Origin of the sequence: Proteiniphilum sp. UBA1028, from assembly GCF_002316955.1 — a bacterium.
GTDB lineage: Bacteria > Bacteroidota > Bacteroidia > Bacteroidales > Dysgonomonadaceae > Proteiniphilum.
Genome location: NZ_DCEN01000020.1, coordinates 48,341 through 72,874 on the forward strand (window position 1 = coordinate 48,341; position 24,534 = coordinate 72,874).

Below are 24,534 nucleotides of genomic sequence, written 5' to 3' on the forward strand. Positions count from 1 at the left end.
ACTGAACCTTTGATAACCCCATATGGCTGTCCTTCATCAATGTTTATGAAAACACCGTCATTTTTTGCTCTACCTATCTGGATACTTTTGATGTCGCCTCCTAAACCAATAACCTTGTTGTAATTTTTTGCAAAAACAGCAGTACTTGTCCACACAAACTTCCGATTATTTATTGGTTTTACCTCCACCATTGCTTCAACGCCATAATTATTGATGTTTCCTGTATTCATAATTGCCTCGCTGTAACCGGTTGTATTTGAAACGGTAACCGACACAATATCGTCTCTTACCTGTTTGTTGTAATAAGCTACGTCAAAGTATAAAAGCCCGTTAAATAATCTCGATTCCAGTCCTATTTCGTATTCCGAGGAAATCAACGGACGTAATTTTTTATTGGGAATTTCAGATGAATTGATCTTTTGCAACACCTGTCCGTTATAGTTTTTACTGTCTAACCCATATTCCAAATCCAGACTGTATGGTTCAGCTCCGCCACTGACTCTGGCAAAGGAACTTCTTAACTTACCATAGGAAATTATGTTTTCGGGTAATTTAAAAGCATCCGTAAATACAAAACTCAACGAAGCAGAAGGATAAAATAAATTGTTGTTGTCTATAGGTAGGGTTGAAAACCAATCGTTTCTTCCGGTTAAAGTTAAGTAGAGGTAGTTATTGTATCCAAATTCAGCCATTCCGAATAACGAATTTGTTTGTGATTCCACTTTTCCCATCGAAGGAGTTTTGGTTAATGTATTGTTTAACGTGTAAATGCCGGGAATAACAAACGGTGTTCCCGAATCTGAATTTGAACGGGCCAAACGATGCATTATATTTCCTCCCAGCATAGCATTGAATGACAATTGATTTGCAGTTGTACGATAACCGGTTGTAAACTCATAGTTCATTTCCTGAAATTCCTGCCAAAGTTCTCTTAATTCGCCTCCAAAAGGTTGCCAGTTCATACCTTCGGGTTGATAATTCATCCGCCTGAAAAAGTAATAATCCTGCAATAATCTACCTTGTAAGTAAAAATCTTTGAAAGGTTCAGCCTTTAATGTAATTGAATTCATAAGCCGATTTTTACTATCTTCTTCGTATACCCTGTCAATTACAAAATAGGGATTGGTAACCGCACCATCGGTGAAAATAAGTTCAGTACCATCTGGATGATATCCGGGTTTCATGTCCAGAACATTGATGTTTGACGGGATCAACGTCAAGGTATAATTGGCATTTCTTACATTACCACCTACGTATTGCCTGTTTTTTGCTCCTTCGTAAATATACATTGAACTCAAGTCCACAGAGAACCAATCGATTTGAGTACCGGCATTAACAGAGACATTTCTCTTAATGAATTTACCTGTTTCTACAAAGTCTTTACTATCGGTATGCCCAAACGACAAACGGAAGTTCGTATTTTCCATGTTTCTTGAAATAGCAAGTGTATTGGAAGTCAGTAAAGCGTTTGAGTAAAAGTTTTTCATATTATTTTTTTGAGCCGAATAAGGCCGTTCGATACCGTCGAATTGCACAGTTGGCTTCCCATCTAATTTCTCGCCCCATGTTGAAACTCCGGTAACGAGCGCCTCCTGTTGACTTGTCGGCCTGACACCATCTCTACCTTGGCCGTATTCATACTGCCAATCTGTTAAATCGTTGATAGTCGAGAGACTTGTGGTTGAGGAAATATCAATTGAATAACCCTTTCTGGCAGTTGTTCCACTTTTGGTTGTAACAATAATAACCCCGTTAGATGCACGTGAACCATACAGAGCAGCTGCAGCATTACCTTTCAGAACGGAGATGGATTCTATGTCGTCGGGATTTAATCCCGATACGCCATCCCCATAATCAATGCCTCCCATGGCGTCGGAGCTTCTGCCAAAACTTCCCGAGCTAATAGGTATTCCGTCAACAACCCACAACGGTGACGAGTCTCCGGAAGTGGATATGGATGAAATTCCCCTTATCACGGTCCTTTTCGAACCGCCGATTCCAGTCGCAGCCTCTCCAATATCTAAGCCGGCAACTTTACCCATCAATGCACTTTGCACATTGACTGTTTTATTTGTGTTTATTGCATCGGACTCAATTTGACTAACAGCATATCCAAGGCTTCGTTCAGCTCTTTTTAATCCAAGCGCAGTTACAACAACTTCTTCCAATACATGATGATCTTCAGAAAGTGTTACTTCCATAAAGTTTCTACCGTTTCGCAATTCTTCTTTGGAAGAAAATCCGATATACGTAAAAACTAATACAGTGTTTGCTGGAACGTCAATTGAAAAGTTACCATCAACGTTTGTAACAGTCCCATTTGTTGTTCCTTTCTGAACAACATTTACTCCAATGAGCGGTGCACCTTCAACATCTTTGACAGTTCCCCGCAGGTTACTGTTTTGTGCAGAAATTCTTTGTGAATAGGACAAAGAAATTACAATAAAGCATATAAATATGCTCGACAATTTAAATTTAATCATAAAGTTTTTATCTAATTTCATTAAAGAATTGGAACTTTATTACAAAGAAAAGTTATAATTGTTACGAGGTAGTTTCATTTTTATTAAGAGTTTGCTACTTAACACTTGAAGGTTAACAATGTGTTGTAAATGAATATCTATTTCGTTTATAACGTTCAGCCTTTTTCTTTCTTGCTCAGCATATACACGACAGCGCCTGAAAAGCTGACTCCTTTCACTATTTTTGCAGTCATGGTTTAAAATGTTTTATCAGTTTGTGTATTTCTGTTATCAGTTCTTACCCTGATATTTCAATATGCCATACCCCTTGAATGGGTGCTTTATGGACAAGTTGGTGCAGGTTGTTCCCCATTCTGCTTATTTGTTAAAAACCTCGTTTTATTCCAGAGTAAATCGCTGCTTGACTTCTCCGGTCATGAGAAACTCCTCAATGAAATCGCACCGATTTTTTCCCATCATCGTTATCCAGGTAAGCGTAAATCTGCGAGTGCCCGGATAGAGAGAAGTCGGCTTTTTCTTCCCGTATTTTAATTGCATCAGAAACTGAACCTTGTTTCATTTTCATTACCAGATTGATAGTGCGTCTGCCTTCTTCGCTTCCGAAATTACGCCAAAGATTGTCTTTGTAATCCAACTTGAAGCTTGCTTGCGTTCGTCCCGAACGGAACCGGTTGATGGAGTTATGATCCGGGACATTCATCCCGCTCAACCACAAGAATCGGATATCGTTGGTAGTGTATGATTTAAGCATTATTTTTGTACTCCTTTAAAGGAGCTTAAAGATGTTAATCTTTAAGGTATTAGGTTAGTTCTCGTTGATGGAATGAGAACTTGCCGTTCTTTTGAACATAGTACAAAAAAATAGAGACTGCCTCTATTTTGAGACAGCCTCTTTACTGATTGTTTGTAATCGTTTATAATGTTAAATTACTTCACTTCTTCAAAATCCACGTCGGTGACATCTTCTGCAGATTGACCGCTGCCCTGCGAAGATTGTGCACCTGCATCAGCGCCCGGTTGCGCACCTGCCTGCGCGTTGGTGGCGTTGTACATATCTTGCGATGCTGCCTGAAAAGCGGTGTTCAGTTCGTTGGTGGCAGCGTCGATTCCCTCCAGATTCTGTGCTTTGTGGGCCTCTTTCAGTTTGGTAAGAGCCGCTTCGATCGGTGCCTTTTTGTCGGCGGGTATCTTGTCGCCGAGGTCTTTCAGCTGTTTTTCGGTCTGAAAGATGGTTGCATCGGCGTGGTTCAACTTGTCGATGCGTTCCTTCTCGAGCTTGTCGGCTTCTGCATTGGCGGCTGCTTCCTCCTTCATGCGCTTGATCTCATCGTCACTCAGGCCGGAGGATGCTTCTATGCGAATTTTTTGTTCTTTGCCCGTGGCTTTATCTTTAGCCGTAACGCTCAGGATGCCGTTCGCATCAATATCGAAGGTCACTTCAATTTGAGGAATGCCACGTGGAGAAGGTGGAATGCCGTCGAGGTTGAAGACGCCGATCTGTTTGTTGTCACGTGCCATCGAACGCTCACCTTGCAGCACGTTGATCTGCACAGAGGGCTGGTTGTCGCTCGCTGTAGAGAAGACTTCGCTCTTTTTTGTGGGGATGGTTGTGTTCGCATCAATCAGTTTGGTCATGACACCACCCAGGGTTTCAATGCCGAGCGAAAGCGGTGTGACGTCGAGCAACAACACATCTTTTACCTCTCCCGTCAGTACGGCTCCCTGGATAGCGGCGCCAATGGCTACTACCTCGTCGGGATTCACACCCTTGTGAGGCTTTTTACCGAAGAGTTTTTCTACCAGGTTCTGCACGGCAGGGATACGGGTGGAACCACCCACCAAAATCACTTCGTCGATGTCGGAGTTGGACATTCCGGCATCCTTCATGGCCGTTTGGCAAGGATCCACACACTTCTGTAGCAGATCGTCGATCAGCTGTTCGAATTTGGCACGGGTAAGTGTTTTTACCAGGTGCTTGGGTATACCGTTCACCGGCATGATATACGGGAGGTTTATTTCAGTGGTAGTGGCACTGGAAAGTTCAATTTTTGCCTTCTCTGCAGCTTCTTTCAGACGCTGTAGTGCCATCGGGTCTTTGCGCAGGTCGATGCCCTCGTCGCTCAGAAATTCCTCTGCCAGCCAGTCGATGATGCGGTGGTCAAAGTCGTCCCCACCAAGGTGAGTATTGCCGTTGGTCGATTTCACTTCGAAGACGCCATCGCCCAGCTCCAGAATGGAGATGTCGAATGTACCCCCTCCCAGGTCGAATACAGCGATCTTGGAGTCCTTGTTCTGCTTGTCGAGTCCGTAGGCCAATGCAGCTGCGGTGGGCTCGTTGACGATGCGGCGTACGGTGAGCCCTGCAATCTCGCCGGCTTCTTTGGTTGCCTGGCGCTGTGCATCGCTAAAGTATGCAGGGACAGTGATTACTGCCTCTTTTACCTCTTGTCCCAGATGGTCCTCGGCCGTTTTTTTCATCTTCTGCAATACGATGGCCGATATTTCCTGCGGAGAATAGAGATGCCCGTTGATATCCACACGGGGTGTATTGTTGTCGCCGCGAACTACCTTGTAAGGTACGCGTCCTATCTCTTTCTGCACCCTGTCGAATGTTTCTCCCATGAATGTCTTGATGGAAGAGACGGTGTTGTTGGGGTTGGTGATGGCCTGCCGTTTAGCCGGATCTCCCACCTTGCGTTCACCACTGTCCATAAAAGCCACAATCGAAGGGGTGGTGCGTTTGCCTTCGTTGTTGGGAATCACCACCGGTTCGTTGCCTTCCATGACGGATACGCAAGAGTTGGTCGTTCCCAGGTCAATTCCAATTATTTTTCCCATAGTCTGTCGTATGTTTAATTTTATATGTTTCTGACTTGTTTTTTTACGATCTGACGGCATATATTTGCCGAAAGATTGTTTCTTTACATCATTCCTTTTCAAATGTTGTGCCAAATTTTCTCTTTTCTTTCAATTCTGCCAATATGTCGGGGTCGCTCCATGATAAAGTCTATGATACACAAGTATGGAGGGATTCTTGAAAAAAGCACTTGTCAATAGCTCCATCTATTTGTCCGAATAAAAATGATGATTGTGAACGTAGCTGTTCGGGAAGATTTTCTTACCTTTGGAGGAGTAGACAACAAGGCATTCTTTTTTAATTTATTAATTATACAGGCTATGTTTACACAACAAGACCTTAATTTGCTGCGTGAGAAAGGAATCTCACAGGCACAAATTGATGCACAGCTGCATCATTTCAATACCGGATTTCCCTACCTGTCTATTGTGGCAGCAGCTTCTGTGGATAAAGGAATCGTGAGTGTGACGAAAAAAGAGGAGGAGGCCTACCTGAAAGTGTGGCACGATTACCTGAAGGGAGAGAGGACCATCACCAAATTTGTGCCGGCCTCGGGTGCCGCAAGTCGGATGTTCAAAGATCTGTATACTTTTCTTGATGCAGATTATGAAGAACCTGTCACTGCTTTCGAAAAAACATTTTTTGCACAGTTGACCCGGTTCGCATTTTTTGTTTCGCTGGACGAGACCTGTAAGGATCTCTTCGATAAAGGTGCGGAGGAGTTGTGTGGCGAAGGTAAATTCAAGGAGGTGGTGGCTGCATTGCTTTATCCCGAGGGGTTGAATTATGGTAATATGCCAAAAGGATTGCTTCTCTTTCATAAATATTCTGAGGGAAACCGAACCCCTGTGGGGGAGCATCTGACGGAGGGTACTCTTTATGCCAAAAATGCAGCGGGCGAGGTGTGTGTGCACTTCACCGTGTCAGAAGAACACAAGGAGTTGTTTGAACTGCTTGTGGCTGCCAGAAAGCTAAATTATGAATTTAAACTGGGCGCTTCTTTTCTGGTGACATTCAGTATCCAGAAATCTTACACCGACACCATTGCTGTGGATATGCACAATCAGCCTTTCCGGGAAGAGGATGGTTCATTGCTTTTCCGTCCGGGAGGTCACGGAGCGCTGATTGAAAACCTGAATGACATAGATTCGGATATTATTTTTATTAAGAATATTGATAATGTGGTCCCGGACAGGATGAAAGAGAACGAAGCACATTATAAAAAACTGCTGGCGGGAATCCTGGTGACCATGCAGCAGCGGTCATTCGACTACCTGAAAAAACTCGACAGCGGCGAGGTGTCTGCAGCGGAGCTGCATGAAATGCTGGACTTTACTGAGAAAGAGTTGTTTGTTTCAAGTCCGCGGAATTTTGATAACGATGATGCTCTCAAAGCTTATCTGAAAAGAAAACTCGACCGTCCTTTCCGGGTGTGTGGAATGGTAAAGAATGTGGGTGAGCCCGGTGGTGGTCCCTTTATTGCGGTTAATCCCGATGGTACCTCCTCGCTCCAGATCCTGGAGAGTTCCCAGATCGATAAAAATGATCCCTGTGCGATGGATGCTTTCAGAAAAGGGTCGCATTTTAATCCTGTTGACGTGGTCTGTGGTGTGAGAAACTATCAGGGTGACAAGTTCGACCTGATAAGGTTTGTCGATCCCGATACCGGATTCATCTCCCACAAGTCGAAGAGCGGGAAGGAGCTCAAGGCGCTGGAGATGCCGGGCTTGTGGAATGGGGCCATGAGCGACTGGAATACAATTTTTGTAGAGGTACCGGTTTCCACCTTCAACCCCGTGAAGACAGTAAACGACCTGCTGAGGCCCGAACATCAGTCGTGATCCGGTATTTACAATATTTCATGTTAAAATCCGTTTAGAACATAAACGCTTTTTTTGAGATTACGGATTACATATTTACTGCTGGCCATTGCTGTTTTTTCGGTTTCCTGTGATCAGGCGAAGCTAAGCGATGCGAGGGCGCAATATGTGCGTGGGGAGTATCATGCAGCAAGTGAGACATACCGAAAACTGTACCGGAATATTTCGCGGGATGATTACGCCATGCGTGGTGTGATCGCTTTTGAAATGGCGGAAAATTACCGGGCACTGAACCAGTCCGCGCGTGCCGTGGTTGCGTACGGCAATGCCATTCGCTTTGGCTATCCCGATACGATGATGCTCCTTTCTTACGCCCGGATGCTTCACCGGGAGGGGAAATATTCGGAGGCGACGGAAGCATATCGCAATTTTCTGCGCCTACAGCCGGGACACCGGCTTGCTGCGAATGGACTGGAAGGTGTCGTAATGGCACAGCATGAGCGGCCTTCCCGTTATGTGGCGCGGCGGATGGATCTGTTCAATTCTGCGCGTGCTGAATTTAGTCCGGTGCTGGCACACCGGGATAGTCATCTCTACTTCACCTCGTCGAGGGACGAAGTGGCGGGGGAGACAAGAAGTCCGGTGACAGGAATGAAGTACAACGATCTGTTTATTTCTGAAAAGGACGTAAGTGGGACGTGGAAGAAACCGAAACGCCTTTCTGGCGAAATAAACACCGGCTTCGATGAGGGTACTCCCTCCGTTTCGCATGACGGAGTATGGATGTTTTATACTTTTAGCGGAGCCGATGCTCATCGCTCCGCAGGCACCTCTATTTATTATTCGAAGAGGGTGAATGGAAAATGGACTGCCGGCCGACCTCTTCAGATCGTAAAGGGCGACACATTGTCGCTATTTGCCCATCCGGCTATTTGCCCATCCGGTCGTTTTCTCTATTTTGTTTCCGATATGCCGGGGGGACAGGGCGGAAAAGATATTTGGCGGGTGGAGATAAAGTCCGGCCTTGAAGTAGATGCATCGGGGAGTTTGAATATGCCGCTGAGTTTGGGCCTGCCGGAGAATTTGGGCCTGCCGGTCAACAGTGCCGGAAACGAAATGTTTCCCTATATGCGGACCGATTCCACACTTTATTTTTCTTCCGACGGACATCCCGGGAGGGGAGGCTTGGATCTGTTTGAGGCGGTGAGGGAGAAGAACTCAGGCAGATGGAAGCTTCGTTCTTTGCCTGCGCCGTTAAACTCTCCGGCGGATGATTTCGGTATCACTTTTGTGCGCGATGCAGAAGAGGGCTTTTTTAGTTCCAACAGAGACGATGTGCGCGGCTACGATCATCTCTATTCCTTTTTCTATCAGAAGACAACGATCCGGGTGAAAGGGTTTGCTGTGGATCAGGAGGATGAGTTTATCCCTGGTGCAACAGTGAGCGTGGTGGGAAGCGACGGATCACAACTGCGATTTATCACTAACCAAAAGGGGGAATACCAGTTTATAGCAGCCAGGGGGGTGGATTATTTGCTGATGGCGAGTGCTGAAGGTTTTCTCAATCAGAAGCAATCTCTCCGCACAACATCCGAAGAGAAAGATACACTTTACTATGTTGATTTTGAAATGATTCCTTATGACAAGCCTGTCGTTATGGAAAATATATTCTATGATTATGACTGTGCCACCCTCCGTCCAGAGTCGAAGGAGGAGCTCGATAAACTTGTCGCACTTCTTCGAACATATCCGGAGATAACAATTGAACTTACCGCCCATACCGACCGCAACGGCAGTGAAGCTTATAACCTGGATCTTTCTGCAAGACGGGCGCAGGCGGTGGCCGATTATCTCACGGCGAGAGGCATCGGCGAGAACAGACTCACAGCTACGGGGCTGGGAGAAACAGAACCCAAGCGTGTGAGCAAAAATATTGCAGCCAAGCATGTTTTTCTGAAGGAAGGAGACCTGCTCACGGAAGAATTCGTCGGGAAGCTTCCACCCCCGCAACAGGCAGTTGCTGATCAGGTCAATCGCAGAGCAGAATTCCGGGTAATTGAGCCGACATTCTTCGCACCCTGAAAACAGATTATCCAAAATAATGTGTAATTTTGTTCGTAAAAGCCAGGGGAAGGATTCCGGAAAAAATTTCATGAGCGGAATGGGAGTTATTCTGAAGTGTTTGTTTGTTTGGATGTTTACAACGGCAGGGATTTTCTCTCTGTCGGCAGGAGAGTTGAATGCTACGGTAAAGGTACAGAGCGACCTTGTGCAGGGAACTAGCAAGCAGTTGTTCGCCTCGCTTGAAGAGGCATTGCGCACCTTCATCAATGGACGCAGGTGGAGTGATCTTTCCGCTGATTCGTATGAAAAGATTGATTGCATGTTTACATTACTGATTACCGAGGTCGTTTCAAACGGTATGTTCAGGGGGGAATTGTATGTGCAGTCACGCAGACCGGTACGTGATGATGCTCGGGAAACGCCGATGCTGAATATACGCGATAAGCATCTCGAGTTCGGGTATACGGCATATCAACCCTTGTTGTTCGACCCCCATTTTGTGCAGGACAACCTCACGGCAACCGTCGCTTTTTATGTTTATCTGATCCTCGGACTCGCGGGTGACGCCGATGCTCCTTTGGGTGGAACTCCTTTCTTCCGTGAAATGGAACAGATTGCCGCATCCGTGCAACCCTTCGGCTGGAGAGGATGGGAGATGGACAGAAACAGCCGGAGCCGTTCAGTCACGGCAATCTCCTTCAACGAAGGATTTGGGGAAGAGTTCCGGAAGATGTGGTATAGGTACCACGCGTTGGGACTCGATTTGTTGTCTGCCAACGCTTCGGTGGGGATGGAGAATATAGCCTCTTCGGTATTGCCTCTTTTATTGCTCCACGAAGAGCACCCCGGCTCGGTATTGATTCCGATGTTTGGTGATGCCAAACTCGATGAACTTATCTCGCTGCTTTCAACCGGCAGCGTAATAACAAAACGAGAAGCTTATCAGACGCTCAGGAAAATATATCCTGCACGTGGCACCGTGCTTGAAAAGTTGAGATAAAATAATATGTTAAAATCGCTATCCATTCAGAATTATGCATTGATCGACTCGCTTCATATCGAATTCGACAAAGGATTTTCTGTGATTACCGGTGAAACGGGGGCAGGAAAATCCATTATTTTGGGTGCACTCTCCCTGATTCTCGGCCAACGCGCCGACGTACGCCACATCAAACAGGGTGAAACGAGATGCGTGATTGAAGGTGTTTTCAACATATCTGCCTATTGCATGGAACCTCTTTTTGAAAAACTTGATTGGGTCTTCGACGGAGAGGAATGCATTCTACGACGGGAAATTTGGTCGAACGGCAAGTCGCGGGCTTTTGTTAATGACTCGCCGGTTTACCTGAACGATCTGAAAGGATTTGGCGACAGACTCATCGATATCCATTCCCAACATCAAAATCTGGCATTGAATGATAATTTGTTTCAGCTGAACGTAGTGGATCTGCTTGCCGACACCAGAAATGAGCGGATGGAATATGAAAAGGCTTTTACCGATTATCGTTCCGTTGAACAAATGCTGAAAGAGCTGCATCGGCAGGCCCGTAAAAATAAGGAGGAAGAAGACTATTTGCGGTTCCAGTATACAGCTTTATCCGAAGCAGCACTACAACCCGGTGAACAGGAGAAACTAGAGACCGAGCTGGAGGCTGTCACTCATTCGGAAGAAATCAAATCGGGACTCTTTGCTGTTACGTCACTGCTGTCGGGCGATGAGCAAAATGTGGAATCAATGCTGCGGACAGTGAGAGATACACTGCAACAGCTGCAGGCCGTCTTTCCCAGGGTGGCTGAGCTGGCCATGAGAGTTGATACAGCATATATCGAGCTGAAAGATGTGCGCGAGGAGGCATCGCGTCTCTTTGAAGAGATCGATTTTGATCCAGATCGGCAGCAGCTGCTTGAAGATCGACTGGGTGTGATTTATGACCTGCAGAAGAAGCATTCCGTAGCTACCGTGGATCAGTTGGCTCTGTTGCGCGATGAGATGGGGATGAAGCTTCAAAATATTGACTCGCTTGACGAACGACTGGCTTCGTTGGAGAAGGAGGTAGAGATTAAGAGATCCGCCATGCTAGGCAATGCAAGGCGGTTGACCCAAAAAAGAGAGGCTGCCGCTCCCGACATAGAAAAAGAACTTGTAGAGAAACTTACTTTTTTGAAGATGGCCAACACCCGGTTTCGATGTGAGTTTACTCCCAAGAGTCACCCTGATGCTACCGGGGCCGACAATGTGCAATTTCTCTTTTCTGCCAATAAAAACAGAGAGTTGCAACCCGTGTCGCAGATTGCATCGGGAGGTGAGATGTCACGACTGATGCTCTGCTTAAAATCGATGATCGCCGGTGCCACTGCTCTGCCTACCATCATTTTTGATGAGATTGATACCGGTACATCGGGAGAGATTGCCGATAAAGTGGGGGCAATTATGGAAGAGATGAGCAGGGAGATGCAGGTGATGGCCATTACCCATCTGCCACAAATTGCTTCGAAGGGGCATGCTCATTTCGTGGTTTACAAAGATGAAACGGCCGAGACAGTCACCACACAGCTCAAAGAGCTGACACCCGACGAACGGGTAGCTGAAATTGCACGTATGCTCAGTGGTGCGGAGATCTCGGCACAAGCTGTAGAGAATGCACGGGTAATGCTGGGAGAGAAGCCTTTATTAGACACAAAAGAGATCAGGCACAAGAATAAGACATGAGGCGCTTAAGAGTAAAGGCGCATCGTGAGATAAGGTTGTAAAGAAAAATTATATGAAACGAGCATGAAAACTATTTTTACACAAGAATATGATTAAAAGCGAGTTCCGTATGATGCCCTGGAAATAAATAGTTTTAATCATATGAAAGAAAAAGAGATGATTTTCGGCATCCGTGCCGTGATGGAAGCGGTCGAGGCCGGGAAGGATATCGATAAGGTACTGGTAAAGCGTGAACTGTCTGGAGAATTGTTTATGGAGCTCCAGCAGCTGCTTCGTGCGTACGAAATACCGATGCAGCGGGTTCCTCTTGAACGTATCGACCGTATTACCCGGAAGAACCACCAGGGCGTGATTGCGTTCACCTCTGCCGTCACCTATCAGAAGCTGGAGAATATTGTGCCATTGCTTTATGAAGAAGGAAAAAATCCTTTCATTCTTCTATTGGACGGTATTACCGATGTGCGAAATTTTGGTGCTATTGCCCGTACGTGTGAAGTAGCCGGTGTGAACGCCATTGTAATCCCGGCACGCGGGAGCGTAACAGTGAATGCCGATGCCATCAAGACATCGGCCGGTGCTTTACATACGATCCCTGTCTGTCGGGAGCAAAACCTGAAGGAAGCCATTGTCTTCCTGAGAAATAGCGGCGTCAAAGTGGTGGCAGCAACAGAAAAAGCAGCCACATTTTATACCGACTCCGATTTTTCCGTGCCAACAGCCATCGTGATGGGGGCAGAAGATATGGGTGTTGCCTCAGATCATCTGCGTGTTAGCGATGAGCTGGTGAAGATTCCGCAATTTGGCAACATTCAGTCCCTCAATGTCTCTGTTGCCGCGGGAGTGATGATCTATGAGGTTGTAAGGCAGAGAAGAACAAAAGGGTGAGCATACGAGACGCATCGTGAAGATATAAGCTGTAAAGCTCGGGAGCCGGCTGATTGATTATTGTTAAAGGCCGACTGCCGATCAATGAAACTAACAATTATAACAATGGATAAAAAAGAAATTTCAACAAACAACGCGCCTGCAGCTATTGGCCCATATAGTCAGGCTATAGAGGCGAACGGCATGTTCTTTTTTTCGGGAATGTTGCCCATCGACCCCGCCACGGGAGAGTTGGTGCCGGGCGGTATCAAGGAACAAACGGCACAGGTTTTTATGAATATCAACGCGGTCTTGTCTGCCGCAGGGGTCAATGTTGACCATATTGTCAAGACGACGGTGTTTCTGGAGGATATGGCACTCTTTGGGGGGATGAACGAAGTGTATGCAGCTCAGTTCAGCGGCACGTTTCCGGCTCGTTCAGCTTTTGCCGTGAAGACACTTCCCAAAAACGCACTGGTGGAAATTGAAGTAATAGCCGTAAAGTGAAAACACTTGGGAACATCATTTGGTTTGTCTTTGGGGGTGTTTTTGTAGCCATCGAATATGTAGTGGGCAGCCTGGCGCTGATGATTACCATCGTTGGCATCCCTTTCGGGCTTCAGTCGCTCAAGCTGGCAGAGGTAGCCTTGTGGCCCTTCGGAAAAAGGGTTATTCACAATGAATCGTCCTCAGGTTGTCTTTCTCTGCTGATGAATGTGATCTGGTTTTTTGTGGGAGGGCTTCCCATCGTGCTCACTCATTTATTGTTCGGCCTGCTTTTTTATATCTCCATTATCGGAATTCCTTTTGGCAATCAGCATTTTAAGTTGATGAAGCTTGCGTTTACTCCCTTTGGAAAGAAGGTTGTTAATAACGGTTTCTAAAGAGGAAACGATTATTTAAGCAGTGCAGGGAGATTCTCTTCTTCCTCCTCTTCCGCAGACGGCTCTTTCTTCACGATAAAAGCGCTTATTTCCCATAAGGCATAGAGAGGAAGCGAGACGACGAAGAGAGAGAATGGATCACCGGAAGGCGTGATAAAGGCGGCCAGTATCAGGGCACCCACGATAGCATGTCGCCTGAATTTCTTGAAGAAAGGACGATAGACCAGTCCCAGGCTCGAGAGCAGCCAAAAGACCAAAGGAAGCTCAAACACCAGTCCCATGATCAGGATAAGGGTGTAGAAGTTGCTCATGTAGGAGTCGAGAGAGATCATGTTCTCGATTGACTCGCTCAACTCAAAGGTGATCAAGAACCGGAATATCAGGGGGAACACAATAAAATAACCCACCAGACACCCGATCACAAACATGAATCCTCCGAACCCGAAAGCTGTTTTTACTCCTTTTGCTTCGTTCTCGTAAAGGGCAGGACTGATAAACTTCCAAAGTTCAAACAATATAAAGGGTATGGTGCAGAGTACTCCAAATGCGAACGACGTGGAAATGTATGTCATGAACTGCGTCGTCATGTTGATGTTGAGCATTTTCACATTGAAAGCTTCTGCTGAGAAGTCGGGTAAAAAGGGAATGTATTCACCAGCTTTTTCCAGAAACCGGTAGGTGATGAAATCCGATGTTCTGGGTGCAAGAATCACGGTGTCAAAGATGTGGGGTATAATGATAAATCCCACAATGGAAAAAACGATCACCGCAATGATAATACGGATCAGTGTCCATCGGAATTCCTCCAGATGATCCCAAAAGGACATTTCTTTCTCTGCCATATTTACCCTGCGATATAGAATTTAATTCCCGACAACAACCCGAAAAAGGTCAGGTTGTGATCGAGAATAGATTATTGCTCAGTGTGTAAGAAAAGTATTTATCGTACCCTCTTTGCCTGTTTACTTGTTGCCGTTTGAGTTTGAGTTGTGTTCGGTAGGATCAGCTTTAATGTCATCTTCAAGATCATTCAGACCTTTTTTAAAGCTGTTAATTCCCTTGCCCAATCCTTTCATGAATTCGGGTATTTTTTTACCTCCGAAGAGAATCAAAATGACCAATACAATGATGGGTATTTCCCAACCGTTTAAATTAATGAGAAGTGGATTCATAGGTTTTATTTGTTTGAAAGTTTATATTTTCCATACGATATGAAATGCAAATGTAGAATTTATTTGTGAAAAAGGCGCTGTGTTTTAGTATAAAGTTCACAAAAACCAGATATTCACTCGCTATGGCATAGCTTAGACAAACCTGGCTATGCTCACTTAAGTTCACTAAAGCCGCACAATCAGATCCATGTATATGGGCAGGTGATCGCTGAAACCACCCAGGAAGCGTGGACCTGTGTTTGTCCTGTACGGTTTTTTCCCGTAATAGCGGGTGTCCTCTTCCAATAGAAACTCTTCCTTAAAAATCAGCGCATTATTTTCGTTGAGGTGGAGGGTGTTCGACCTCATCAGCAGATTTCCGCTTACAATAAACTGGTCGAGCACTTCCCAGCGTCCCTGGAACTTATAACTTCCGAAGTCGCGCTCCTTCATGCGGTGATAGAACATGTTGTACAACTCTTTTTTTTCGGGTAGCACCGGGATAGGCTTCGCCTGAAGCGTGTGTGACAGGCTTTTGTTGTCTGGGTGATCGTTGAAGTCACCCATAATGAGGATGTGGGTCTCTTTCCGTGTCAGAAAAAGACTGTCCGTTTTCTCCCGCAAGAGCTCCGCGGCTGCTATTCGCAAAGGTTCTGTTTTCCGTTGTCCGTCACTGCGTGACGGGAAATGGCAGACAAACACATCGAGCGTGTCGCCGTTGATGAGTTGTCCCACGGCATGGAGGATGTTTCGGGTAGGTCGTTGGAGTTGTTTGCCAAATCGGATCTCATACTCCCTGCTTTCCAGTAATTTGAATTGGTGTCGCTGGTAAAGCAGCGCTACATCAATGCCGCGCTCATCGGGTGAGTCGGAAACAAGGTAGGCATATTCCTGTGCCCGCAAGGGGGATCGCATGGTAAGATCGAAGATGACGCTGTCATTCTCCACTTCGCACAACCCCACCAGTGCGGGCGACTGCATTCCACCTACTGCCGTGATCACGCGGGTGATATTGCGTAGTTTCTCCCAATATTTCCAGGAACTCCATCGCATAAACCCCTCCGGAAGAAAGTCGTTGTCGTTTTTTAACGAATCATCCTTCGTGTCGAACAGGTTCTCTACATTGTAGAACATCACCCGGAAATATTCCTGGGAGAAGATCCCCGGGTTGCATGCCATCAGCAGGAAAACCAAGACAACAACACGGCGCATCATGGCATACTATTTATTCAATTGTTTCCAGTATTCTAACCAGATAATCCCAAAATTTGCCAACGGAAGAGATCTTCATTTTTTCATCGGGCGAATGTACATCCGTCATGTCGGGCCCGATAGAAATCATGTCGAGGTTAGGATATTTTTCGAGAAACAGTCCGCATTCCAGACCAGCATGGATTGCTTTCACCTTCGCTTTTTTGTTGTAGAGCGCTTGGTATTCTTTTTCAGCAAGCTGCAGAAGCGCAGATTCTGTATTTGGTTGCCAGCCGGGATAACCTTCGCTGTGAACGACCTTCGCACCGGCCAATTCAAAGACCGAGGATACCATATTCACCACATATTCTTTTTGTGATTCCACTGAACTGCGCTGGCTGGTACCTACTTCTATCTGATGATTGGGTAGCATCTTTACCGATGCCAGGTTGGTGGAGGTCTCCACCAGTCCTTCAATGTCGCGACTCATGCCGATCACGCCGTGAGGACAGGCATACAAGGAGAGAAGAAGCTTTTCTGTGGTGCCCTTGTTGATTACCTTCGACGGCATCTGCTCCGACTCCAGATGGATGTCGATGTTGGGTTCAATATCTTTGTATTCGTTTTGTATTTTTGTGAGGAACAGGTTTAACTTCACCCTGATTTCTTCTTTGTATTTTTCCTTTACTCCCATAAGGGCAAATGCTTCCCGTGGAATGGCATTGTGCAGGTTCCCTCCACCGATCTCCGATAAGACCAAACCGTACTTCTTCCGGGTGAGAGAGTGCAGGAAACGGGCAAGAATCTTGTTGGCATTGCCAAATCCTTTGTCAATGTCGCTTCCCGAATGGCCGCCACGGAGACCTTTCACTGTGATACGAAACCAGAAGTATTTCTTCGGAGCGTCCTTTTCTTTGTGTTTGAAATAGGCCTTCGTCCCCTTTCCGCCGGCACATCCAATGTAGATCTCTCCTTCCTCCTCGGTGTCCAGGTTGATGAGCATGTTGCCTGTGAGAAATTCTTTTTCGAGCGCATATGCCCCGGTAAGCCCCGTCTCTTCATCAACGGTGAAGAGTGCCTCTATTTTTCCATGTTCGATGTCGTCGGCAGCCAGTACTGCGAGTTGTGCTGCTACACCGATTCCATTGTCAGCACCCAATGTTGTGCCGTTTGCTCTCACCCAATCGCCGTCGATGATGGTTTCAATGGGGTCATTATCGAAATCGTGCATTACGTTCGAGTTCTTTTCGCAAACCATGTCTACGTGCGACTGCAATATTACTGTGGGTGCACCCTCTTTTTCTTTGGTGGCGGGCTTGGTGATGAGGATGTTACCTGCCTTGTCCTGCTTTGCTTCCAAGTTGTGCTTCCTGGCAAAATCGAGCAAGTAGTTAAGTATCCGCTCTTCTTTTTTCGATGGCCGGGGTATCTGTGTAATATCATAGAAATAGCCCCAGATAGCAGAAGGCTGTAAGTCTTTGATCGTCATAACGGCAATTTTTGATTGATTTAGATTCGATAAAAATACAAGAAATAAAGCGTATCAGCAAAAAAAAATGGTTCTTTAATGAGAAAAAATGTGGTTTAATTGGCTAATTAGACTATCTTTGCGACGTTAAAACTGAGCATTATGGTAAAAATACTGATCTTAGGCATCGTTATCTTGTTCATCGCCATTTTGTTGATGGGGATGCAGGTCTTTTTTACAAAGAAAGGCAAATTTCCCAGCCTGCATATCGGTGACAGCAAACCAATGCAGGAAAGGGGTATCACCTGCGCTACCTCGCAGGATGCCGAGATGAGCCGGAAAGAAAGTCCCATCGAAAAAATATTGAAGTCTGAAAATATATAAATTTCCTTAAAAATGAAGAATTCTACTCCTTTCATCGTCAGCGGAGTGTTGGCGATTGCAATCATTATTCTTTACATCTTACACTTTACCTCTGAATCTTCTGTAAACGGATCCGCCGGAAAAAATCTTTCCGTTTTGTTGAACGACACATCCATCACATTGCCTATTGCCTATGTGAATGTGGATTCCCTGCTGATCAATTACAATTTTGCAAAAGATCTCAATGAGTCGTTGTTGCGTAAAGAAGAAAGCACCCGGGCAACACTGAATCAAAGACAAAATCAGATCAATTCTGCTGCCCAGGAATTTGACCGTAAGTTACGGAACAATGCTTTCCTGAGTCAGGAAAGAGCCCAACAGGAGCAGGAGCGGATTGTACAGATGAACCAGGAATACCAGCAGCTGGCTGAGCGGTTAACCCAGGAGTTTATGCTGGAGCAACAGAAGTTGAACATACAGATGGAAGATACCATCAAAGCCAGGATGAAAGAATTCAACGCAAACAGGCATTACGAGATTATTTTCAGTAACCGGACGACAAGCACAGTGCTTTATGCCGATGATAAATATGACATTACGGACGATGTGGTTGAATTCCTCAATGCCAAATACGGCCCTGTTACCGCAACAGCTACCGGGCAAAAATAATACAAAACTGTCCGAATTGTTAGTGCATAACAAGGGTTCTTTGTAAAAAGAGCCCTTGTTATGTTTTCAGTAACACGGTTGCATCTCTGATACACTCCTTCTCATGAACAGGAAAAACTGGAACTCATATATAGAAAGGCAGAAGCCCCAATACAGAGGAACTCCTTTTCCTCGGGAGTTTGTTGCGGAGATGATCGTCGTAATTCCCTGTTACAATGAACCTGGTTTCCTTGATACGTTGCGCAGCCTCTTGGAGGCACCTTTGCCAGCGATCAGGATTGCAACGGTGGTTGTGTTTAATTCGAGCGAACGATCCACCGCAGAAGGAGTTGAGCAAAACCGGAAATCCTTTGGGCAGGCCAAAGAGTTTGCTGAAAATTATAACGATGAAGAGAGGCTGTTTCTGCCGTTGCTATTTGAGAGGCTGCCCCGAAAATATGCCGGTGTAGGATTGGCCCGCAAAATCGGAATGGACCTTGCCGTGGAGCATTTTCTTCGTACAGACAATGCCAGAGGAATAATTGTATCATTGGATGCAGATTGTACGGTTTCCGAAAATTTTTTCAACGCCATATACACTGCTTTTGCACAAAATAATCGCTTGAAAGCTACAGTGCATAATTTTCACCACCGTGCAGGCAACAATAAAATACTGGAAAGTGCGGTGAGGCAATACGAAGATTATCTCCGCTATTATCGTGAAATGCTCCGGTTTACAGGATTCCCCTTCTACTACCACACTGTCGGCTCGGCCTTTTCCGTGTTGGCAGATGCTTATGTACGTGTTGGCGGGATGGGGAGACAGCAGGGAGGGGAAGATTTTTATTTTCTGCAAAAAGTGTTTGCCCTGGGGGAGATCGCCGAGCTTAATGACGTGTGGGTTTATCCTTTGGCCCGATTTTCGGATCGTGTGCCGTTTGGTACCGGGCCTGCATTGCAAAAGATTCTGAATGAACCGGACGATGTGCTGAAGGTCTATTCGCCAGACGCCTTCGAAACATTGAAACAGCTTTTCGACAGGAAGGATGTTTTTTTCCGGAAAGATCCGAAGGAAGTGGAAGAAATGACCATCGATTTGCATCCTGCTCTACTGCATTTCCTGAAGGAGGTGCGGTTTGCGGAAGATATTGCCGACTGTAACAGCAATTGTGCCTCATTGGCAACATTCCGTAAACGTTTTTTTCATCATTTCAATGCTTTCAGGATCATCAAGTACCTGAATTGTGTACATCCCAATTTTTTCCCATATGTAAAAATAACCTCCTTGGGTGGCAAATTTTGATTTCCTCTTTGGTAGTCCAGGTGAAAATGCGTAAATTTGTGTGCAAAATGAAAGTAAATAATATCATTATTCTAAAGTGAGTATTTTATGTGGACAATAAATGCTGTGGAAATTGTGAGCGCATTTCTGGTCCTGTTTGCCATCATTGATGTGACCGGATCGGTTCCTATTTTTTTAAATCTGAAGAGTCAGGATAAAACAATTCATCCTGAGAAAGCCGCTTTTTATTCGCTCATCATACTTGTAGGCTTCCTTTTTGTTGGGGAGTGGATCTTGAAACTTTTTCAGCTTGATATATCTGCCTTTGCCGTGGCCGGAGCCGTGGTACTGCTTATTCTATCCATCGAAATGATCTTTGGGGTGGAGATTTTTAAAAACGACAACAATAATCAAGACAATTCGTCTACCTTGTTTCCTGTCGTTTTTCCCCTGATCGCCGGTCCGGGAAGTTTCACCACCCTGCTTTCCATGCGTGCGGAATATAGTACGGTAAATATTATTATTGCGGTAGTCTTTAACCTGATCATTGTATATCTGGTACTGAGATATCTTGACGCCGTGAAAAAGCTGCTGGGGGATAGTGGGGCCTACATCCTTCGGAAATTTTTTGGCGTCATCCTGATGGCAATCTCTGTAAAACTGCTTACCTCAAATCTGAGCACACTGATAGCCACGGTGAATGGTGCCTCTATGTTATGAGATGCAGGGACTTTCTTGCTCTTATTGACATTTAACCTAACTTTCCGGTTCCGGACAGACTGTTTCGCAGAAAAAATATGTATATTTGCGTGCGAATATCCGGTCGGGTTCGCAGGTAGGTATGAGGTTATTATTTAGTCTGTTAGAAGGACAAAATTATTTTATTATAAAAATTCAACAACATGAGAATTGTAAGTATTTTAGGACGGGAGGTATTGGATTCAAGAGGGAATCCCACCGTTGAAGTTGACGTAGTGACAGAGTCAGGTGCTTTTGGCCGTGCTGCTGTTCCCTCGGGTGCTTCTACCGGCGAGAATGAAGCTTTGGAGCTTCGTGACGGAGATAAAGGCCGTTATCTTGGTAAAGGTGTGTTGAAGGCTGTGGCAAACATCAATGATGTGATTGCGCCTGCCCTTATTGGCATGAATGTGCTGGAACAGACGCAGATCGATGCTAAAATGCTGGAGTTGGATGGCACAAAAACCAAGTCGAACCTGGGTGCCAACGCCTTACTGGGTGTATCACTTGCCGTGGCTAAGGCTGCAGCCAACTATCTTGGATTGCCTCTTTACCGCTATATCGGGGGTACCAACACCTACGTATTGCCTGTTCCCATGATGAACATCATCAACGGAGGCTCTCACTCTGATGCTCCCATCGCTTTCCAGGAGTTTATGATTCGCCCGGTAGGTGCAAACTCTTTCAAAGAGGGATTGCGCATGGGTGCCGAAGTATTTCATGCTCTGAAAAAAGTACTGCACGATAAAGGCCTGAGTACTGCCGTAGGTGATGAAGGTGGTTTTGCCCCCAACCTTGCAGGCGGAACGGAAGAAGCCCTTGAATCGATTCTTACTGCTGTAAAGAACGCAGGATATGAACCGGGAAAAGATGTGATGATTGGTCTCGACTGCGCTGCTTCGGAATTTTACAAAGATGGCGTGTATGACTACTCCAAGTTTGAAGGTGCTACAGGTAAAAAACGCAATTCAGCTGAACAGGCAGACTATCTGGCCGAACTGATCTCGAAATATCCGATCGATTCCATCGAAGATGGTATGGATGAAGCAGACTGGGACGGATGGAAGCTCCTTACAGACAAGATTGGTGATAAATGCCAGCTGGTTGGTGACGACCTGTTTGTAACCAACGTGGAGTTCCTCGAAAAGGGAATCAAAATGGGTTGCGCCAACTCTATCCTGATCAAGGTGAACCAGATCGGTACGCTGACCGAAACGCTCAACGCTATCGAGATGGCTCACAGAAATGGTTATACCAGCGTAACCTCACACCGCTCCGGAGAAACGGAAGATGCGACCATCGCCGATATTTCGGTAGCTACCAACGCCGGACAGATCAAGACGGGTTCTTTGAGCCGTTCCGACCGTATGGCAAAGTACAACCAGCTGCTTCGCATCGAAGAAGAACTGGGCGACCGCGCCGTGTATGGTTACAAGAAAATAAAATAAGCTCTATTTTATGACGCGTGAAAAAGCCATCCTCCGGGGTGGCTTTTTTTTATTGTCGCCTGGGTGACGGTTTTTCTGTTTTTTTGCAGATACCTTTGTCCTACAAAACAAAGGGAAGGGACTGTTTATGCAACGAAACATCGTGAATTGGAAAAATAAGATTACACTTGTCAGTGCTTTCCTGATTGTCTTTTCATTTGCAAGTAAATGGACAACCGGGAATAGGGATTTCTATGCCTGGTCGCTGATCATTGCCTCTATACTGGGCGTTGTGCCTATTGCTATTCAGGCTATTCAGGCTTTACGAGTGAAGGTGATCAGCATCGATGTACTGGTCACCATTGCTGTTGCAGGAGCATTTTTGATGCAGAACTACGAAGAATCGGCCATAGTTACCTTTTTGTTTCTTTTTGGCGCCTTTCTGGAGCAACGCACATTGAACAAAACGCGTTCTGCCATCAGGGAGCTGACAGAGATGGTTCCACAAAACGCACTGAAGCGGACGGTGGATGGTAGTTTTGACGAGGTGCCTGTCGATGAGGTTCTTGTGGGTGATGTGTTGCTGGTGAAAACCGGCGCGAAAATTCCTGTTGATGGTATTGTTGTCAGTGGTGAAGGCCATATCAATGAGGCCGGCATTACGGGTGAAGCTGTCCCTGTGAGAAAAGAAAAAGATGCAAATGTCTATGCCGGCACCATACTGGAAAATGGTACCATTCAAATAACGGCCGATCGAGTGGGAGAAGATACCACATTTGGTAAGATTATCGAGTTGGTGGAAGAGGCCCAGGATTCGAAATCGGAAGCAGAACGATTTATTGACCGTTTTTCAAAATACTATACGCCGGCAGTGCTGTTACTGGCGTTTGTTGTCTGGCTGCTCACAAACAACTTCGAACTGGCCATCACCATGCTGGTACTTGGCTGTCCCGGTGCTCTGGTGATTGGCGTACCCGTATCCAATGTTGCTGGTATCGGCAATGGTGCACGACATGGTGTCCTGTTGAAGGGTAGTGAAGTCATCCGCGATTTCAGCCGCACCGATACCATGTTGTTTGATAAGACAGGTACACTGACCATCGGCAATCCCCTGGTCTCAGAAACCCGGTATTATACCGCTGGTAAGGAGGAGGTGCTGGGCTATCTGGCCAGTATTGAACAGGAATCGGATCATCCGCTTGCCAGGGCCATACTGGAAGAAATTGGAAATGCCACTTTCTCTCCGGTACAAAATACCGAAGTGGTGAAAGGGGCAGGTATCGTAGCCGAGGTTAAGGGACATCGTGTAGCGGTTGGCAATGTGGTTTTGATGGAGCAGGTGCAGGTACCTTTAAGCGAAGAGGTGAAAACAGATATCTCCCGGCTCTCTGAGTCTGGTAACTCGGTGGTGTTGACATCGGTAGATGGTGTGCTGAAGTTGTTGATGGGGGTGCGTGACCCGATACGCCCCGGCGTAAAAGAAGATCTTGGACGACTTAAAAAAATGGGCGTAAAGAACCTTGTGATGCTCTCGGGCGATAACCAGGGGACAGTAGACGTTGTGAGCCGCGAACTGGGATTGACGGAGGCTCATGGTCACATGCTGCCGGAAGATAAGTCGGGTTATGTTAGGAAGTTAAAAGATAAAGGCAGAACCGTAGCCTTTGTCGGTGATGGCGTCAACGACAGTCCTTCTCTCGCACTGGCAGATATCGGTATCGCCATGGGTAACGGCACGGATGTGGCCATTGAAACATCGGATGTAGTGCTGGTAAATTCCGACTTCAGCCGTCTACCACATGCGTTGGGCCTGACAAAAGCTATGACAGTAAATATGAAACAAAATATTGCGATAGCGGTGGGTGTCGTGTTCGTATTACTGGGTGGTCTGTTGTTCAGCGAATGGGTGAATATGCCGGTCGGCATGCTGGTGCACGAAGCAAGCATCCTGGCTGTCATTTTGAATGGCATGAGATTACTCCGGTACCGTCCGCGGCAATATAAAGAGATGATTTTTAATAAACACAAACATAAAGAAAGGAAACGAAAATGAAAAATTCAGCAACAATTCAGTTAGAGACATTGACCTGCCCTTCGTGTATACAAAAGATTGAGGGAGCAGTAAAAGGGCTGGATGGTATCGATAAGGAATCTGTGAAGGTCCTCTTTAATGCCGGCAAGGTGAAAGTCGACTTCGATGGCAAAAAATCTTCCGTAGATCAGATTGAAAATGCCATTATAAAAATGGGTTACGGAGTAGAGAAATCCACCGTAAAAATCGTTTCGTAGCATGATCAGTAATGTAAATCAATAAAAAACAAAACTGCTTTGTACACTCCCAGTGTTGGTACCGATGACCCAAAAGAATACACTGGATAATTTATCTGAAGAAATAAATTACAACGGATACTATCATGGTTAATAGTTTTTTTTTGTTTGATTGAATTTCCGGATAATGTTTCTTTAAATGCTCCCGGACAGTATTTAACAACTTCGAAAAAGCATTGTGAACTGTTTGAGGCGTCGTATTCAATTCTCTGGCAACTTCTTTTGCCGGAATATTTTCCATTCGCATCCAAAAGGC

Annotated in this window: 21 protein-coding genes and 1 pseudogene; 14 read left to right on the top strand and 8 right to left on the bottom strand. The window is 45.8% G+C overall.

All coding sequences use genetic code 11. The annotated features are described in order from the left end of the window. The 3 genes from B3Z75_RS02435 to dnaK form a co-directional block, all read right to left on the bottom strand. On the bottom strand, positions 1-2,504 hold a 2,504-nt coding region (locus B3Z75_RS02435), incomplete at its 3' end, for a SusC/RagA family TonB-linked outer membrane protein (RefSeq protein WP_294067342.1). Between the two features lie 406 nt (positions 2,505-2,910). Next, on the bottom strand, positions 2,911-3,234 hold the full coding sequence (locus B3Z75_RS02440; protein WP_294067344.1) for a hypothetical protein: 324 nt from the start codon (positions 3,232-3,234) through the stop codon (positions 2,911-2,913). A 176-nt stretch (positions 3,235-3,410) separates the two neighbouring features. Further along, entirely contained in the window at positions 3,411-5,321 is a 1,911-nt protein-coding gene (dnaK, locus tag B3Z75_RS02445; protein WP_294067346.1) for a molecular chaperone DnaK, read from the bottom strand. 339 nt (positions 5,322-5,660) lie between these two features. Here dnaK and B3Z75_RS02450 point away from each other — a divergent pair, with 339 nt between their 5' ends. The 7 genes from B3Z75_RS02450 (at position 5,661) to B3Z75_RS02480 (ending at position 13,682) form a co-directional block, all read left to right on the top strand. Next, positions 5,661-7,181, top strand: coding sequence for a DUF4301 family protein (locus tag B3Z75_RS02450; protein WP_294067388.1), 1,521 nt, complete (start codon positions 5,661-5,663; stop codon positions 7,179-7,181). Positions 7,182-7,235: 54 nt separating this feature from the next. Next, positions 7,236-9,242 carry an OmpA family protein gene (locus B3Z75_RS02455; RefSeq protein WP_294067348.1) on the top strand — a complete coding sequence of 669 codons (2,007 nt, stop codon included), beginning with the start codon at positions 7,236-7,238 and terminating at the stop codon, positions 9,240-9,242. Between the two features lie 19 nt (positions 9,243-9,261). Further along, on the top strand, positions 9,262-10,224 hold the full coding sequence (locus B3Z75_RS02460; protein ID WP_294067350.1) for a DUF4835 family protein: 963 nt from the start codon (positions 9,262-9,264) through the stop codon (positions 10,222-10,224). A gap of 6 nt (positions 10,225-10,230) precedes the next feature. Next, the gene (gene recN, locus B3Z75_RS02465; protein ID WP_294067352.1) at positions 10,231-11,934 is read left to right on the top strand and encodes a DNA repair protein RecN; all 1,704 of its coding nucleotides are present in this window, start codon (positions 10,231-10,233) and stop codon (positions 11,932-11,934) included. A gap of 141 nt (positions 11,935-12,075) precedes the next feature. Further along, positions 12,076-12,819, top strand: coding sequence for a 23S rRNA (guanosine(2251)-2'-O)-methyltransferase RlmB (rlmB, locus tag B3Z75_RS02470; protein ID WP_294067354.1), 744 nt, complete (start codon positions 12,076-12,078; stop codon positions 12,817-12,819). Between the two features lie 105 nt (positions 12,820-12,924). Then, positions 12,925-13,305, top strand: coding sequence for a RidA family protein (locus B3Z75_RS02475; RefSeq protein WP_294067356.1), 381 nt, complete (start codon positions 12,925-12,927; stop codon positions 13,303-13,305). Then, positions 13,302-13,682: a YccF domain-containing protein gene (locus B3Z75_RS02480; protein ID WP_294067358.1), complete on the top strand. Its 381-nt coding sequence runs from the start codon at positions 13,302-13,304 to the stop codon at positions 13,680-13,682. Before B3Z75_RS02475 ends, B3Z75_RS02480 begins: the two co-directional genes overlap by 4 nt. Positions 13,683-13,693: 11 nt before the next feature. On the opposite strand, the gene tatC is transcribed toward B3Z75_RS02480, so the two are convergent. From tatC to B3Z75_RS02500, 4 genes are all read right to left on the bottom strand, one after another. Continuing rightward, on the bottom strand, positions 13,694-14,524 hold the full coding sequence (tatC, locus tag B3Z75_RS02485) for a twin-arginine translocase subunit TatC (protein ID WP_294067360.1): 831 nt from the start codon (positions 14,522-14,524) through the stop codon (positions 13,694-13,696). Between the two features lie 120 nt (positions 14,525-14,644). Next, positions 14,645-14,854, bottom strand: coding sequence for a Sec-independent protein translocase subunit TatA/TatB (locus tag B3Z75_RS02490; protein WP_294067362.1), 210 nt, complete (start codon positions 14,852-14,854; stop codon positions 14,645-14,647). A gap of 165 nt (positions 14,855-15,019) precedes the next feature. Beyond that, entirely contained in the window at positions 15,020-16,048 is a 1,029-nt protein-coding gene (locus B3Z75_RS02495; RefSeq protein ID WP_294067364.1) for a hypothetical protein, read from the bottom strand. Between the two features lie 10 nt (positions 16,049-16,058). Then, complete coding sequence (locus B3Z75_RS02500) at positions 16,059-17,513, bottom strand: aminoacyl-histidine dipeptidase (protein ID WP_294067366.1); 1,455 nt, start codon at positions 17,511-17,513, stop codon at positions 16,059-16,061. A 141-nt stretch (positions 17,514-17,654) separates the two neighbouring features. Here B3Z75_RS02500 and B3Z75_RS02505 point away from each other — a divergent pair, with 141 nt between their 5' ends. The 7 genes from B3Z75_RS02505 (at position 17,655) to B3Z75_RS02535 (ending at position 24,239) form a co-directional block, all read left to right on the top strand. Further along, positions 17,655-17,876, top strand: a complete 222-nt coding sequence (locus B3Z75_RS02505) for a hypothetical protein (protein ID WP_294067368.1) — start codon at positions 17,655-17,657, stop codon at positions 17,874-17,876. 12 nt (positions 17,877-17,888) lie between these two features. Then, positions 17,889-18,524, top strand: a complete 636-nt coding sequence (locus B3Z75_RS02510; protein ID WP_294067370.1) for an OmpH family outer membrane protein — start codon at positions 17,889-17,891, stop codon at positions 18,522-18,524. 103 nt (positions 18,525-18,627) lie between these two features. Beyond that, positions 18,628-19,806: a glycosyltransferase gene (locus B3Z75_RS02515; protein ID WP_294067372.1), complete on the top strand. Its 1,179-nt coding sequence runs from the start codon at positions 18,628-18,630 to the stop codon at positions 19,804-19,806. Between the two features lie 87 nt (positions 19,807-19,893). Then, on the top strand, positions 19,894-20,505 hold the full coding sequence (locus tag B3Z75_RS02520; protein WP_294067374.1) for a MarC family protein: 612 nt from the start codon (positions 19,894-19,896) through the stop codon (positions 20,503-20,505). 182 nt (positions 20,506-20,687) lie between these two features. After that, the gene (gene eno, locus B3Z75_RS02525; protein WP_294067376.1) at positions 20,688-21,971 is read left to right on the top strand and encodes a phosphopyruvate hydratase; all 1,284 of its coding nucleotides are present in this window, start codon (positions 20,688-20,690) and stop codon (positions 21,969-21,971) included. A 127-nt stretch (positions 21,972-22,098) separates the two neighbouring features. Next, positions 22,099-24,003 carry a heavy metal translocating P-type ATPase gene (locus B3Z75_RS02530; RefSeq protein WP_294067378.1) on the top strand — a complete coding sequence of 635 codons (1,905 nt, stop codon included), beginning with the start codon at positions 22,099-22,101 and terminating at the stop codon, positions 24,001-24,003. After that, on the top strand, positions 24,000-24,239 hold the full coding sequence (locus B3Z75_RS02535; protein WP_294067380.1) for a heavy-metal-associated domain-containing protein: 240 nt from the start codon (positions 24,000-24,002) through the stop codon (positions 24,237-24,239). Before B3Z75_RS02530 ends, B3Z75_RS02535 begins: the two co-directional genes overlap by 4 nt. 91 nt (positions 24,240-24,330) lie before the next feature. On the opposite strand, the pseudogene B3Z75_RS02540 reads toward B3Z75_RS02535, so the two are convergent. After that, positions 24,331-24,534 (bottom strand): annotated as a pseudogene (locus B3Z75_RS02540) (hypothetical protein); the annotation flags it as partial.